Origin of the sequence: Pseudomonas sp. COR18 (assembly GCF_048568395.1) — a bacterium.
Classification (GTDB): domain Bacteria; phylum Pseudomonadota; class Gammaproteobacteria; order Pseudomonadales; family Pseudomonadaceae; genus Aquipseudomonas; species Aquipseudomonas fuscovaginae_B.
Map to the genome: position 1 here is coordinate 3,518,164 of NZ_CP183808.1, position 14,789 is coordinate 3,532,952.

Genomic DNA, 14,789 nt, shown 5'->3' on the forward strand with positions numbered 1-14,789 from the left:
ACGTCACTCTTCCGAACCGGCGGTGCGCTTGCGTTTGCCGGCGCTGCTGCGCCGACGCTTGCGGGGCGCACCGCTGCTCTCTTCCTTGCCGCTGAGGTCGCGGATCATGTCGCGGCGGCCGGCATCGGTGGCGTCCTGATAGTCGGTCCACCAGTCGCCCAGGCCATCGGTCTGCTCGCCGGCGGTTTCGCGCAGCAGCAGGAAGTCGTAGCCGGCGCGGAAGCGCGGGTTGTCCAGCAACTGGTCGGCGCGTTTGCCGCTGCGACGTGGCAGGCGTTCCTGCATGTCCCAGATCTCGCGGATCGGCAGGGTGAACCGCTTGGGGATCGCAATGCGCTGGCACTGTTCGCTGATCAGTTCGTGGGCGGCTTCCTGCATCGCCGGAATCGGCGGCATGCCGCGTGATTGCAGGCGCAGCACCCGCGCCGGCAGGGCCGGCCACAGCAGCGCGGCGAACAGGAACGCCGGGGTCACCGGCTTGTTCTGCTTGATGCGCAGGTCGGTGTTGATCAGCGCCTGGCTGATCAGTGTGTGGGTGTAGGTCGGATTGTTTTCCAGCGCCTCGAAACTGGCCGGGAACAGGGGTTCGAACAGGTTCAGGTCGACCAGCATCTCGAAGGTGTCGGCGGCATGGCCGGAGAGGAACAGCTTGAGTACCTCCTCGAACAGCCGCGCCGACGGGATCTCGCGCAGCAGCGGCGCCAGGTCGCGGATCGGGGCGACGGTATGGCGTTCGATGCCGAAGTCGAGCTTGGCGGCGAAACGTACGGCCCGCAGCATCCGTACCGGGTCTTCCTGGTAGCGGCGGATCGGGTCGCCGATCAGGCGGATCAGTCGGTTGCGGATATCGTGCACGCCATTGGCGTAGTCGAGGATGCGCTCGCTGACCGGGTCGTAGTACAGGGCATTGATCGTGAAGTCACGGCGCTGGGCGTCGTCTTCGAGGGTGCCGTAGACGTTGTCGCGCAGGATGCGCCCGCTTTCGTTGCGGGAGGACTGGTTGCTGTCTTCCTCGTCTTCATCCTGCGGATGGTTGGCGCGGAAGGTCGCGACCTCGATGATTTCCCGGCCGAAATGAATGTGCACCAGTTTGAACCGGCGACCGATGATACGGGCGTTGCGGAACTCGGCACGGATCTGTTCCGGCGTGGCGCTGGTGGCGACGTCGAAGTCCTTGGGCGTGATACCCAGCAGCATGTCGCGCACGCATCCGCCGACCAGGTAGGCCTGGTAGCCGGCGTTCTGCAGGCGTTCGACGATATTCACCGCATACCGGCTGAATTGGGCCTTTTGCAGCGAATGCTGGCTGCTGTTGAGCACTTCAGGGGTACTGCGCTTGTGTTGCGTTCGACGCAAGGGAGAACGGAATGACTGGAACAGCTTCTTCAGCATGGGATGCACTGTTTGAAGGAATATTCGGCGAGCACGGATAATGGCCGCATGATGGGCGGGGATTCTAGCATTTAGTCGAGGGATGGTGTAGGACGCTGCGGGACGAGAGCCCAAGGTGGCTTGAGGCCTTGTGGCGCGGGGCTGAAACAGGGGCGGGAAGGATGTTGCGGAAACTACAAGGGGAGCTCGAAGCTCCCCCAGAAGTAGTTGTGTGCTCTTTTTATTATGGTCGCGGGCTTCTTGTTTTTGTGATTGCCCTGTGTCGCAGGTCTTCTTGCCTGTGACATCTCCCAATCGGGAGATAAGAGCAAACGGATTGTTTTGGTCGCTGTGTTGTGGTGATCCGTGGATCCAACCAGTTCAGGCTCTGCGTCAAGTGCAGTTTTTGTTGTTCTCGGCCTGGTCGTGGGGCAAGCCCCAAATACAACGCCTCTCCAAAAGAATCAGTTAGCTGCGCCTCCGCCGTGTTGTTTTTGTTATGCGTGAGTCGATTCGTCTTATTTTTATTGTCTTGTACGTTGCTTGTTATTGTTCTTGTGCCAGACATATAGCAGGTGCCGTGCCAACTTTTGCAAAGCCCAGCAAAACCGGGGGGTTCGAGGGTTTTCCAGTTTTTCATGGCCGAAAAAAAGCCGGGCTTTCGTTACCGATAGACCCGGCTTTTGTTACGTGAAAAATCTGAGGTAACAGTTTTTTCACAGGGGAGGGTGTTACCTGTGGGGCTGGCTCCCCACTCAGCTTTCGCTGGTCGCTCCGGTTTTGCGCCGTGGAATGCCCAGGCGCTGGCGGCGCTCCCACAGGCACTTGCGGCTGACCCCGAGCTTGCGCGCCAGCTCGGTCTCGGTCATGTGGTCCTGGTGCTCGAGGACGAAGTGCTGGAAGTAGTCTTCCAGCGACAGGTCCTCGGTCGGCTCATGACTGGTATTGGCCGGGTTGCTCGGCGCCGGTGTGAGACCGATGAATTCCTCTTCCTCCAGGTCGCCCAGCTCGATGTCGATGCCCAGCAGGTCGGCGGAGATTTCCGGGTTCTCGCAGAGGATCACCGCGCGCTCGACCGCGTTCTCCAGTTCCCGGACGTTACCCGGCCAGGAATAGTGGCGGATGGCTTGTTCGGCGTCCGCGGCGAACTTGAGGTCGTTGCGGCCGATCCGCGCGCTCTGGCGGGCGAGGAAGGCGTTGGCGATCTCGTTGACGTCTGCACCGCGTTCGCGCAGGGCCGGCAACTTCAGTGCAATCACGTGCAGGCGGTAATACAGGTCTTCGCGGAACTGGCCGATCTTGGCCAGGCTCTTGAGGTCGCGGTGGGTCGCGGCGATCAGGCGCACATCGACCTTCTGCGACTGCACCGAACCGACCCGACGGATCTCGCCTTCCTGCAGTACGCGCAACAGGCGGGCCTGGGCCTCCAGTGGCAATTCGCCGATCTCGTCGAGGAACAGCGTGCCGCCGTCGGCAGCCTCCACCAGGCCGGCGCGACCGGCGCTGGCACCGGTGAATGCGCCTTTCTCGTGGCCGAACAGCTCGGACTCGATCAGGGTTTCCGGAATGGCCGCGCAGTTGACCGAGATCATCGGCGCCTTGGCCCGCTTGGACAGGTTGTGCAGGGCGCGGGCCACCAGCTCCTTGCCGGTGCCCGACTCGCCCTGGATCAGCACGTTGGAGTCGGTGGGCGCGACCTTGCGGATCTTGCCGTAGAGGTCCTGCATCGGCGGGCAGGAGCCGATGATGCCGATCTCGCCGTTGCTGTTGCCGCCCAGGGATTTCTCCGCCGCGCCGCCGCTCTTGGGCGCACTGCGCTCGGCGGGGGCGGCCTGGCCGTTCTGGCGATCACGCAGGATGCGCGCGACGGCCTGCAGCATTTCGTCGTGGTCGAACGGCTTGGCGATGTAGTCCACCGCGCCCATCTTCATCGAGTCGACGGCCGAGCGCAGGCTGGCGTAGCTGGTCATGATCAGCACCGGGGTGCCCTGGCCGAGCTTGATCAGTTCGGTGCCCGGTGCGCCGGGCAGGCGCAGGTCGCTGACGATCAGGTCGAACGAGGGGATGCTGAAGCGCTCCTGGGCTTCCTGTACCGAGCCGGCCTCGCTGACCTGGTACTGATTGCGCTCCAGCAGGCGGCGCAGCGCGGAGCGGATGATGGTTTCGTCTTCGACGATCAAAATGTGCGGCATTGATTCGGTTCTCTCGACGGTCTCAGTTCACAGCGGACGTCGCTTCGACATGACGCGGCAGGGTTATCCGGATACGGGTGCCACGTTGGCCTTCGGTGTCAGCCGGGCTGTCGATGGTGATTTGTCCATAATGCTCTTCAACGATGGAATAGACCAGTGCAAGGCCCAGTCCGGTACCTTCGCCAGGATCCTTGGTGGTGAAGAAGGGTTCGAACAATCGGTCCATGATGTTCTTCGGAATACCACTGCCTTCATCTTCGACGATCAGATCGACGGTATGTTCGAAGGCCTCGCTCTTGACCCGTACCGCGCTGCCGGCGGGCGACGCGTCACGGGCGTTGGACAGCAGGTTGATCAGCACCTGCGCCAGGCGCTGCGGGTCGCCCTCGACATAATGGTCCGGGTCGCAGAGGTTGAAGAACTGTACTTCGAAATTGCGCCGGTTCAGGGCCAGCAGACCAATGGCATCCTGCGCGACCTCGGCCAGGCACACCGCTTCGTCGTTGTGCTGGTGGCTGCCGGCATGGGCGAAGCTCATCAGCGACTGGACGATGCGCGATACGCGCTTGGTCTGTTCGAGGATCTGCCCGCTGATTTCGGTGATCTCGCCATCTTCCTCGCGCTCCTCGCGCAGGTTCTGCGCCAGGCAGGCGATACCGGTGATCGGGTTGCCGATTTCATGGGCGACCCCGGCCGCCAGGCGGCCGATGCTCGCCAGGCGCTCGGAGTGCACCAGCTTGTCCTCGAGCATCTGCGTTTCGGTCAGGTCCTCGACCAGCAGCACCAGCCCGCTGTTGCCGGGGGCCAGCGGCTCGTCGATCGCCGCCTTGTGCAGGTTCAGCCAGCGGGTCTGGCCGTCAAGGGCCAGGCGCTGCTTGTGCAGGTGTTCGTCCGGCAGGTCGATAAAACCTTGTAACAATTCTCGCCAGGGCTCCCCCAGGGTCGGCAGACGCGAGCCGACCACCCGTTGTGCGGCGACGCCGGTCAGTTCTTCCATGGCCCTGTTCCACATGAGGATTTCCTGGTCCTTGGCCAGCGAGCAGACGCCCATCGGCAGTTCCTGCAGGGTCTGGCGGTGGTAGCGGCGCAAGGCATCGAGTTCGGCAGCGAGGCCGGTCAGGCGCGAATGGTAATCCTCGAGGCGGCTCTCGATGAAGTGGATATCCTCGGTCACGTAGCTTTCGCCGCCGGCCTTGTAGGGCAGGAAGGTCTCGACCATGTCCTGGGCCACGCTCGGCCCCATCAGGCCGGAGAGGTTGGCCTCGATGCGGTCGCGCAGGCGGCGCAGGGCGTAGGGGCGGCGTTCGTCGAAGGGCAGGTAGAGATCACGCAGGGCCTGCTCGACTTCCTTCTGCGCAGCCTTGGCCCCCAGCGGCTTGGCCAGTTGCGTGGCGAATTCCTGGGGCGAGGCGGCATGCAGTTCGCGGCGTTGCGGGCGGCGGACGTTGTCGACCGCGCAGGCCTCGGCGGCACTGGCTTCCTCGGCGCTGGCATTGCTGAACAGGGAGACCAGGGTGAACATCAGCACGTTGGCCGCCAGCGAGGCAATGGCCGCCATATGCCAACTGGTGTCGTCCAGCACGTAGATCATGTTCAGCAGTGGAATATAGAAACCCTGCAGGTTGCCGATCAACGGCAACATCATGGTCACCACCCACACCAGCACCCCGGCCAGCAGGCCGGCGATGAAGCCCCGGCGATTGGCGGTCGGCCAGTACAGCACCGAGAGCACGCCCGGCAGGAACTGCAGGGTGGCGACGAAGGCGACGATGCCCAGGTTGGCCAGGTCCTGCTCGGCGCCCAGCAGCAGGTAGAAGCCGTAGCCGGCCATGATGATCGCGACGATCAGGGCACGGCGGGTCCACTTCAGCCAACGGTAGATATTGCCTTCGGCCGGTGGCTGGTAGAGCGGCAGCACCAGGTGGTTGAGGGCCATGCCGGAGAGGGCCAGGGTGGTGACGATGATCAGCCCGGTGGCCGCCGAGAGGCCGCCGACATAGGCCAGCAGGGCCAGGGCCGGGTTGTTGGCGGCGATGCCGATGCCGAGGGTGAAGTATTCCGGGTTGGTGGTGGCGCCGAGCTTCAGGCCGGCCCAGAGAATCAGCGGCACCGCCAGGCTCATCAGCAGCAGGAACAGCGGCAGGCCCCAACTGGCGCTGACCAGTGAGCGCGGGTTGAGGTTCTCGGTGAAGGCCATGTGATACATGTGCGGCATGACGATGGCTGAGGCGAAGAACACCAGCAGCAGCGTGCGCCAGGGGCCTTCCTGCAGCGGCGTGTGCAGGGCGGCGAGGGCGGTCTGGTTCTGCAGCAGCCACAGCTCCAGTTGCTGCGGGCCGTCGAATACGCCATAGAGGGCGTAGAGGCCGACCCCGCCGATGGCCACCAGCTTGATCACCGACTCGAAGGCGATCGCGAACACCAGGCCCTGGTGTTTTTCCCGGGTGGCGATGTGCCGCGAGCCGAAGAAGATGGTGAACAGCGTGACCAGTGCGCAGAAGCTCAGGGCCACGCGGTGCTGCACCGGCTCGCGGGTGAGGATGCCGATGGAGTCGGCCACCGCCTGGATCTGCAGGGCCAGTAGCGGCAAGACGCCGACCAGCATGAACACTGTGGTCAGCGCCCCGGCCCAGGTGCTGCGAAAGCGAAAGGCGAACAGGTCGGCCAGCGAGGACAACTGGTAGGTTCGGGTAATCTTCAGGATCGGGTAGAGCAGCACCGGCGCCAGCAGGAACGCGCCGGAGACGCCGAGGTAGCTGGAGAGGAAGCCATAGCCGTACTGGTAGGCCAGGCCCACCGTGCCATAGAACGCCCAGGCGCTGGCATAGACGCCCAGCGACAGGGTGTAGGTCAGCGGGTGGCGAATGATCGAGCGCGGGATCACGCCCCGTTCACTGATCCAGGCCACGCCGAACAGCGCCAGCAGGTACGCGGCGCTGACCAGCAACATCTGGGTCAGGCTAAAGCTCATCGGCATCTTTTTGGCTCTGCAGGATGAAGGTCACGACGATCAGGATCAGCCAGAGCAGGTAAGGCCGATACCAGGCGCCTGTCGCGTCGATCCACCAATCCATGATCGCTGGCGAGAACAGGTAGATCCCGACGACCAGGAGCAGGACCAAACGATAGATGTACATCCTGGCCTCTCTTTTTTGTGACGTGCCCGAAAACGTGCGGCGATGGTAACGGATGGGCGCCAACCTGCAAGGGGCGTCAGTGCAATTGCGCCTCGGCCAGGGTCGCGACCCTGGGAATCAGTGTGGCATCCCAATGGCCAATTCCCCAGTCGAGCACTTCCCGCGGGCTGGCCTGTTGCAGTTCGGCCGGTGGTTGCTGGCCCAGGGTGCGCAGGGCACGCAGCAGCAAGGGGGTGGCCTGGTCGCCGGTCAGCGGCGGTGAACGGTAGGACTTGCCGAGCTTGTTGCCATTGGGCTGGATGATCAGCGGCACATGCAGGTAGCGCGGTTGCGGCAAGCCGAGCAGTTCCTGCAGGTAGAGCTGGCGCGGCGTCGAGTCGAGCAGGTCGGCCCCGCGCACGATATCGGTGACACCCTGCCAGGCGTCGTCGAGGACCACCGCCAGTTGGTAGGCGTAGAGGCCGTCGCGGCGGCGGATGACGAAGTCGCCGGCCTCGCGGCCCAGGTGCTGGCGGAACTCGCCCTGGACCCGGTCCTGGAAGCTGTAGCCGAGTTCCGGGACCCGCAGGCGGATGGCGGCGTTCTCGCGGGCATGGCCGAGGTTGCGGCACAGGCCCGGGTAGATGCCGTGGTAGGCCTCCAGTTCCTTGCGCGAGCAGGTGCAGGCGTAGGCCAGGCCCTGGCTGAACAGGCGTTCGAGCACCTGGGCGTAGGCGTCATGGCGCTCGCTCTGGCGGATCAGTTCGCCGTCCCACTCGAAACCGTAGCGCTCCAGGGCGTCGAGAATCGCCGCCTGGGCACCGGGCTCTTCCCGCGGAGGGTCGAGGTCTTCCATGCGCAGCAGCCAGCGGCCGCCGACCGCGCGGGCGTCCAGGTAGGAGGCCAGCGCCGCGACCAGCGAGCCGAAGTGCAGGTGCCCACTGGGCGTCGGGGCGAAGCGCCCGATGTAGGCGGGAGAAGCGGTAAGGGCAGTCATGACGGGCAGGGTACTGGAGAGTCCGCGGGTGGTGCCAGTAGACGCAGAAACGAAAACGGAGCGTTCGCACGCTCCGTTCGTTCAGTCCGGCGACGTTTACTTGCCGACCTGTTTTTCCTTGATTTCTGCAAGGGTCTTGCAGTCGACGCACATGTCGGCGGTCGGACGGGCTTCCAGACGGCGGATACCGATCTCGACGCCACAGGATTCGCACCAGCCGTACTCTTCGTCCTCGATGAGCTGCAGGGTCTTGTCGATCTTCTTGATCAGTTTGCGTTCGCGGTCGCGGGCGCGCAGTTCGAGGCTGAATTCCTCTTCCTGGCTGGCTCGGTCGGCGGGATCAGGAAAGTTGGCTGCTTCATCTTTCATGTGATCAACGGTGCGGTCGACTTCCTGCATCAGGTCCTGCTTCCACTTCTGCAGGATCTTGGTGAAGTGCTTGCGCATGGGCTCACCCATGTACTCCTCGCCCTGGCTTTCAACGTAGGGTTCGAAGCCGCTGATCGACTGGATGTTTTGCTGCTTTGCTTGGGTGGGCATGTAATGGACCGCCTCTACTCTTCTAATCCATTGCGCAGGATTGAAACGTTACCGACACCTGCCGGCCCTGCGGCTGCAAGCGGGCGAACTTACCAGATCAAATCGGGGCGCGCTACTCCCGGTTGTCGAGCCTGGCGGGAAGGGATCATTGATAATTCATTTTAGTCAATCCTGGCCATGATGTCGGAATGCTTCGTTACCGGTATTCATGGACTTCGGCGATCTTTTAAAGGTTCCCGGCGGGCTGCGCTCGGGTAAGATCAGGCTTTGCCCAAAGCGATTTTGCCCACCCGAATGCAAGGAAGGCCAATGGCTCAGCTCTACAGTGCGCGCAGTCGCGCGATCGAACCGTTCCACGTGATGGCCCTGCTGGCGCGCGCCAACGAGCTGCAGGCCGCCGGGCACGACGTGATCCACCTGGAAATCGGTGAGCCGGATTTCACCACCGCCGAGCCGATCATCCGGGCCGGCCAGGCGGCCCTGGCGGCGGGCAAGACCAGCTACACCGCCGCCCGCGGCCTGCCGCAACTGCGCGAGGCGATCGCCGGGTTCTACCGGCAGCGCTACGGCCTGGACATCGATCCGCAGCGCATCCTGGTCACTCCCGGCGGCTCCGGGGCGCTGCTGCTGGCCAGCAGCCTGCTGGTCGACCCGGGCAAGCACTGGCTGCTGGCCGATCCGGGTTACCCGTGCAATCGCCACTTCCTGCGCCTGGTGGAAGGTGCCGCCCAGTTGGTGCCGGTGGGGCCGGATGTCCGTTACCAGCTGACCGCCGAACTGGTGGACCGGCACTGGAACCCTGACAGCGTCGGCGCCCTGGTCGCTTCCCCGGCGAACCCGACCGGAACCCTGCTGAGCCGTGACGAGTTGGCGGGGCTGTCGAAAGCGGTCACGGCCCATGGCGGTCACCTGGTGGTCGACGAGATCTACCATGGGCTGACCTATGGCTGCGACGCCGCCAGCGTGCTGGAAGTCGACGACGGTGCCTTTGTCCTGAATAGCTTTTCCAAATATTTCGGCATGACCGGTTGGCGCCTGGGTTGGCTGGTGGCGCCACCGCAGGCCGTGGCCGAGTTGGAGAAACTGGCCCAGAACCTCTACATCAGCGCTCCGAGCATGGCCCAGCATGCTGCCCTGGCGTGTTTCGAACCGCAGACCCTGAGCATTCTCGAGGAGCGTCGGGCCGAGTTCGCCCGTCGCCGGGACTTCCTCCTGCCGGCGTTGCGCGAGTTGGGTTTCGGCATCGCGGTGGAGCCTGAAGGGGCGTTCTACCTCTACGCGGATGTCAGCGCGTTCGGCGGTGATGCCTTCGCGTTCTGCAAACATTTCCTGGAGACCGAGCACGTGGCGTTCACCCCGGGCCTGGATTTCGGTCATCACCTGGCCAGCCGGCATGTGCGGTTCGCCTACACCCAAAGCCTGCCGCGCCTGCAGGAAGCGGTGGAGCGGATTGCCCGTGGCCTGCGGAGCTGGCAAGGCTGATGCGTTTTTCTCCTGCACTCGAAGAGGGGCGGCTGATCAGGCGCTACAAGCGCTTCCTGGCGGACATCGAGACCGTCAGCGGTGAATTGATGACCATCCACTGCCCGAACACCGGCTCGATGCTCAATTGTATGGTCGAAGGTGGGCTGGTCTGGTTCAGCCGTTCCAACGATCCGAGGCGCAAGCTGCCCGGCACCTGGGAAATCGGCGAGACGCCCCAGGGCCGGCTGGCGTGCATCAACACCGCGCGGGCCAATCCGTTGATCGAGGAGGCCCTGCGTGCCGGGCTGATCAGCGAGCTTGCCGGCTTCACCGGGTTGAAGCGCGAGGTCGCCTACGGCCAGGAAAACAGCCGGATCGATTTTCGCCTGGACTATCCGGCGGGGCCGGCGTTCGTCGAGGTGAAAAGCGTCACCCTCGGGTTTGACGACAGCGCGGTGGCGGCGTTTCCGGATGCGGTGACCCAGCGCGGGGCCAAGCACCTGCGTGAATTGGCCACCCTGGCGCGCGAGGGCGTGCGGGCGGTGCAACTGTACTGCGTGAACCTGACGGGGATCGAGGCGGTGCGTCCGGCCCGGGAAATCGACCCGGCCTACGCCCAGGCACTGCGGGAGGCGGTGGCGGCGGGCGTCGAGGTGCTTGCCTATGGGGTCAGCCTCAGTGCCGAGGAAATCCGCGTGGATCGGCGCCTGCCGGTGCTGTTCTAGGCGCGGACCCAGACGCCCTCGGCGTCTTCCCGGCAGTCCAGCGCCGTCAGCGATTGCCCGGTGCAGGGCCCGGCCACGCATTCGCCGCTTTCGATCAGGAACAGGGCGCCGTGGGTGGCGCACTGGATCAGGCTGGCGCTGGCATCCAGAAACTGGTCGGGCTGCCACTCCAGGGCAATGCCGCGATGCGGGCAGCGATTGCGATAGACATACACCCGACCGTCACGACGCACGGCCAGCAATGCGCTGCCGTCCAGCTCGAAGCCGCGGCTGCTATTGTTGGCGAGGGTGTCTGAAGCGCAGAGAAATTTCATCCCGATCCTTTCATCGATCTTTTGCAAGCCGGTCTTGCCTTCATGGGAGAAGGATAAGGCAATCGGTGGTATGGGGAGAAACCTGTGACAAGAGATGTTCCGGGTTGACGGTCAAATGCAAATAATTATCAAATAGATATTTGCCTGAGGGGCGTCTGCTGCCTTTCTTCCTTTGGGCCTGTCGCTCGATCACCTTTCCAAGGATGTCTGTCCATGCGCCTGAGTTCACGTCTGATTGCACTGGGAGCCGCGCTATCGCTCAGCCATGCGGCGCTGGCGGATGAGGTGCCGCAACGCTGGGTCAGCGCCGGCGGCGCGTTGTCGGAGTGGGTCAGTGCGCTGGGCGGGCAGGCGCGGCTGGTTGGCGTCGACACCACCAGCCAGCACCCCGAAACCCTCAAGGCGTTGCCGAGCATCGGTTATCAGCGGCAGTTGTCGGCCGAAGGCATCCTGAGCCTGCGCCCGCAGATTCTGATCGGCACCGAGGAGATGGGGCCGCCACCCGTGCTGGCGCAGGTCCGCGGAGCCGGGGTACAGGTGGAACTGTTCTCTGCCGAGCCGGACTTGCCGACCCTGCAAGGCAATCTGCAACACCTGGGCCGGTTGCTGGGCGATGAGGAGCGGGCCGCAGAGCTGTTTCAGGGCTTCCGACAACAGCTCGACCGGCAGCAGGCCCGGCTCAGGGAGGTCCAGGCCCGGCAGCCGGCGCCAGGAGTGTTGCTGCTGATCGGCAACGCCGGTGGCAAGCCGCTGGTCGCCGGCAAGGGCACCGCCGCCGAGTGGCTGTTGACCCAGGCGGGTGGGCATAACCTGGCGAGCCACACTGGCTACAAGCCGTTTTCGGTCGAAGCCCTGGCCGGATTGAATCCCGAGGTGCTGGTATTCGCCGATCGCAGCCTGACCGGTGAGGCTGCCCGCCAGGCGCTGCTGAAGGAAAACCCGATTCTGGCCTCGACCCGGGCGGCCAGGTCCGGCCGGCTCTTTGAGCTCGACCCGACCCTGCTGGTGGGTGGTCTCGGTCCGCGGTTGCCCGAGTCGCTGAAAAAACTGACCACTGAGCTCTACGCAAAGGCCCCGGCCACGCCATGACCGCGCCGGTCAAACCCCGCGCCCTGTTCATCGGCCTGGGCCTGCTGTGTCTGCTGGCAACCTGGTTGTCGCTGGCATTGGGGCCGGTCAGTCTGCCGCTGGCCGATATCCTGCGTGCGGCATTGCGCCTGCTGGGCCTGCCGTTGCCGGCCGAGGGGCTGGAGCAGGCGGAACTGATCCTCGGGCAGATCCGCCTGCCGCGGACCTTGCTGGGGCTGGCAGTGGGCGGGGTGCTGGCGCTGTCCGGTGTCGCCATGCAGGGCTTGTTCCGCAACCCGTTGGCTGACCCGGGGCTGGTGGGCGTTTCCAGCGGTGCGGCGCTCGGTGCGGCGATTGCGATTGTCGGCGGTGCGGCATTCGGTGGGGTGCCGGAGGTGATGGGGCCCTATCTGTTGTCGCTCTGCGCTTTCCTCGGCGGGCTCGCGGTGACGGCGCTGGTCTATCGGCTGGGACGGCGCAACGGCCAGACCAGCGTGGCGATCATGTTGCTGGCGGGGATTGCCCTGACCGCCCTGGCCAGCTCGGCGGTCGGGCTCTTTACCTACCTGGCCGACGATGCGACCTTGCGTACCCTGACCTTCTGGAACCTGGGCAGCCTCAATGGCGCCAGCTACGCACGCTTGTGGCCGCTGCTGCTGGTCACCGCAGGCGTGGCGCTGTGGTTGCCGCGTCGGGCCAGGGCGCTGAATGCGCTGCTGCTCGGCGAGTCGGAGGCCGGCCACCTGGGCATCGATGTCGAAGGGCTCAAGCGCGAATTGGTACTGTGCACGGCCCTGGGCGTTGGGGCGGCGGTGGCGGCTGCCGGCATGATCGGCTTCATCGGCCTGGTGGTGCCGCACCTGGTCCGGCTGCTGGCGGGCCCGGATCACCGGGTGCTGTTGCCGGCATCGGTGCTGGCGGGAGGCTGCCTGCTGTTGTTCGCCGATCTGGTGGCACGTCTGGCGCTGGCGCCGGCGGAACTGCCGATCGGCATCGTCACGGCATTCCTGGGCGCGCCATTTTTTCTGTATCTGCTGTTGCGGGGGCGGGCCTGATGCTGCGCGCGCAGAAGCTGACGGTCTGTCGCGGCGTGAAGACCGTGCTGACCGACATCGATCTTGAGCTCAAGCCCGGTGAGCTGCTGGGCGTGCTCGGCCCGAACGGCGCCGGCAAGAGCACCTTGCTCGGCGCCCTCTGCGGCGAACTGGCACCGAGCCAGGGGCGTGTCTGGCTTGGTGGGCAGCCCCTGGCCCACTGGCAGGGCACGCAGCGGGCACAGCGCCTGGCGGTGCTGCCGCAGACCTCGACCCTCGATTTCGCCTTTCGCGTCGAAGAGGTGGTCGGCATGGGGCGCCTGCCACACCAGACCGGGCAGGTGCGCGATCGGGAAATCGTCAGCGAGGCCCTGCAAGCCGCCGACGCCACTCACCTGGCCGGGCGCAGCTACCTGGCGTTGTCCGGTGGCGAACGTCAGCGGATACACCTGGCCCGTGTGCTGGCGCAACTCTGGCCGGGGCATAGCGGCCAGACGCTGCTGCTTGACGAGCCCACCTCGATGCTCGATCCACTGCACCAGCACACCACCCTGCAGGCGATTCGCGAGTTCGCCGACCGCGGTGCCGCAGTGCTGATCATCCTGCACGATCTCAACCTGGCGGCACGCTACTGCGATCGCCTGCTATTGCTGGAACACGGCTGCCCCCGCGCCTTGGCAAGCCCGGCAGAGGTGCTGCAGGCCGACATGCTCAAGACGGTGTTCGGACTGGAGGTGCTGGTGTTGCCTCATCCCGAGCGCGGGCACCCATTGATCGTCGCCCGTTGAGCGGCGCGCATCGCCGCGTCAGTCAATCCGCCCATTGGCTGTAGGTCGCTTCGCAAATGCTGTCGTCATGAGTCGACAGGCTTATTTTTGTGGGACCGACACCTGGGTGGGCAAAGATGTTTCCTGTTCTTGTGTAGTCAGGGTCCTTGTCTTTGGCTCTCCATGATTTCCGCCGAATGAGTCCTTTATTGTGTCCGGGAGGTGTGATCGGATGTGGGAGCAAACATGAAGCAGATTAATCAGACGGATCGGCAGTTGGCGCACCAGGCCCTGGGTCTGCTCGACCTGACCTCGTTGAGCAATGACGACGATGCCGAGCGAATCGTTTCGCTGTGTCAGCGGGCCATGACGCCGTTCGGACCAGTGGCCGCGGTGTGTGTCTTTCCACGCTTCGTCGCCCTGGCGCGCAAGACGCTCGATGGTCTGGGCGCACCGGGAATTCGGGTGGCCACGGTGGTCAATTTCCCCTATGGCGGGCCGAACGTGGCCTCGGCCGTCTCGGAGACGGAAGCGGTGCTCAGGGCCGGCGCGAACGAGGTGGACCTGGTCTATCCCTATCGTTCGCTGCTGATGGGCGACACGCAGACGGGGCTGACCATGGTGTCGGCCTGCCGTGACCTGTGCACTGGCCGGGCCAGGCTCAAGGTGATCCTGGAAACCGGTGAGTTGCGCGACCCGCAGATGATTCGTCAGGCCAGCCAGGATGCGATTGCCGCCGGTGCCGATTTTCTCAAGACCAGTACCGGCAAGGTGCTGGTCAACGCGACCGAACAGGCGGTGCGGATCATGCTCGAGGCGATTGCCGAGCGTGGTGGGCTGGTGGGCCTGAAAGCGGCGGGCGGTATTCGCACGCTGGCCGATGCCCGTACCTACATCGAACTGGCCAGGAGTCGCTTCGGCGCGGGCTGGGTCGACGCCGATCATCTGCGTCTGGGGGCTTCGGGGCTGCTGGACGAACTGCTGGCGCACCTGGAGTGGTCGGCGGAGCCTTCGGGCAGTGACTGAGCAGGGGCTTGTTCCAGACAAAAAAAGACCCGGCAAAAAGCCGGGTCAATAACCGTGATTAGCCTGATGAGGAGATAATCTGAAGAGTCCGAACCAAGGGCCTTTCAGAAAATCCAACCGATCTCGCGATCAGTTGTGATAATCATAACGATTCTCATTTCTAAGTCAACAGCTT

13 protein-coding genes are annotated in these 14,789 nt (G+C 64.4%); 6 read left to right on the top strand and 7 right to left on the bottom strand.

Annotated features, from left to right (window positions below):
- Nucleotides 1-3: 3 nt before the first annotated feature.
- The 6 genes from ACM62G_RS16230 to dksA all read right to left on the bottom strand — a co-directional run bounded on the left by ACM62G_RS16230 (nucleotide 4) and on the right by dksA (nucleotide 8,216).
- Nucleotides 4-1,392, bottom strand: coding sequence for a polynucleotide adenylyltransferase PcnB (locus ACM62G_RS16230; RefSeq protein WP_419735164.1), 1,389 nt, complete (start codon nucleotides 1,390-1,392; stop codon nucleotides 4-6).
- Nucleotides 1,393-2,126: 734 nt separating this feature from the next.
- A complete protein-coding gene (locus tag ACM62G_RS16235) occupies nucleotides 2,127-3,563 on the bottom strand; it encodes a sigma-54-dependent transcriptional regulator (protein ID WP_054058239.1) in 1,437 nt (478 codons plus the stop codon).
- A 22-nt stretch (nucleotides 3,564-3,585) separates the two neighbouring features.
- Nucleotides 3,586-6,540 (bottom strand): sensor histidine kinase, encoded by a 2,955-nt coding sequence (locus tag ACM62G_RS16240; protein WP_419735165.1) that lies wholly within the window; start codon nucleotides 6,538-6,540, stop codon nucleotides 3,586-3,588.
- Entirely contained in the window at nucleotides 6,524-6,700 is a 177-nt protein-coding gene (locus ACM62G_RS16245) for a hypothetical protein (protein WP_003176118.1), read from the bottom strand. The genes ACM62G_RS16240 and ACM62G_RS16245 overlap by 17 nt, the downstream gene beginning before the upstream one ends.
- Before the next feature lie 76 nt (nucleotides 6,701-6,776).
- Nucleotides 6,777-7,676, bottom strand: coding sequence for a tRNA glutamyl-Q(34) synthetase GluQRS (gluQRS, locus tag ACM62G_RS16250; RefSeq protein ID WP_419735166.1), 900 nt, complete (start codon nucleotides 7,674-7,676; stop codon nucleotides 6,777-6,779).
- A 96-nt stretch (nucleotides 7,677-7,772) separates the two neighbouring features.
- Nucleotides 7,773-8,216: an RNA polymerase-binding protein DksA gene (gene dksA, locus ACM62G_RS16255; protein ID WP_017904154.1), complete on the bottom strand. Its 444-nt coding sequence runs from the start codon at nucleotides 8,214-8,216 to the stop codon at nucleotides 7,773-7,775.
- 309 nt (nucleotides 8,217-8,525) lie between these two features.
- Here dksA and ACM62G_RS16260 point away from each other — a divergent pair, with 309 nt between their 5' ends.
- Together ACM62G_RS16260 and sfsA are read left to right on the top strand one after the other, a co-directional pair.
- Nucleotides 8,526-9,698, top strand: a complete 1,173-nt coding sequence (locus ACM62G_RS16260; protein WP_054058236.1) for a pyridoxal phosphate-dependent aminotransferase — start codon at nucleotides 8,526-8,528, stop codon at nucleotides 9,696-9,698.
- Nucleotides 9,698-10,405, top strand: a complete 708-nt coding sequence (gene sfsA / locus ACM62G_RS16265; RefSeq protein ID WP_419735167.1) for a DNA/RNA nuclease SfsA — start codon at nucleotides 9,698-9,700, stop codon at nucleotides 10,403-10,405. The genes ACM62G_RS16260 and sfsA overlap by 1 nt, the downstream gene beginning before the upstream one ends.
- Here the strand turns inward: sfsA and ACM62G_RS16270 are convergent.
- Complete coding sequence (locus ACM62G_RS16270; RefSeq protein ID WP_054058234.1) at nucleotides 10,402-10,719, bottom strand: Rieske (2Fe-2S) protein; 318 nt, start codon at nucleotides 10,717-10,719, stop codon at nucleotides 10,402-10,404. The genes sfsA and ACM62G_RS16270 overlap by 4 nt on opposite strands.
- A gap of 213 nt (nucleotides 10,720-10,932) precedes the next feature.
- Between ACM62G_RS16270 and ACM62G_RS16275 the strand changes: the two genes are divergently transcribed.
- The 4 genes from ACM62G_RS16275 to deoC all read left to right on the top strand — a co-directional run bounded on the left by ACM62G_RS16275 (nucleotide 10,933) and on the right by deoC (nucleotide 14,614).
- A complete protein-coding gene (locus ACM62G_RS16275) occupies nucleotides 10,933-11,808 on the top strand; it encodes a heme/hemin ABC transporter substrate-binding protein (RefSeq protein ID WP_419735168.1) in 876 nt (291 codons plus the stop codon).
- Nucleotides 11,809-11,858: 50 nt separating this feature from the next.
- Nucleotides 11,859-12,842 (top strand): FecCD family ABC transporter permease, encoded by a 984-nt coding sequence (locus ACM62G_RS16280; protein WP_273821617.1) that lies wholly within the window; start codon nucleotides 11,859-11,861, stop codon nucleotides 12,840-12,842.
- A complete protein-coding gene (locus ACM62G_RS16285; protein ID WP_419735169.1) occupies nucleotides 12,842-13,609 on the top strand; it encodes a heme ABC transporter ATP-binding protein in 768 nt (255 codons plus the stop codon). Before ACM62G_RS16280 ends, ACM62G_RS16285 begins: the two co-directional genes overlap by 1 nt.
- Nucleotides 13,610-13,834: 225 nt before the next feature.
- Nucleotides 13,835-14,614: a deoxyribose-phosphate aldolase gene (gene deoC / locus ACM62G_RS16290; protein WP_054062478.1), complete on the top strand. Its 780-nt coding sequence runs from the start codon at nucleotides 13,835-13,837 to the stop codon at nucleotides 14,612-14,614.
- Nucleotides 14,615-14,789 lie beyond the last annotated feature (175 nt).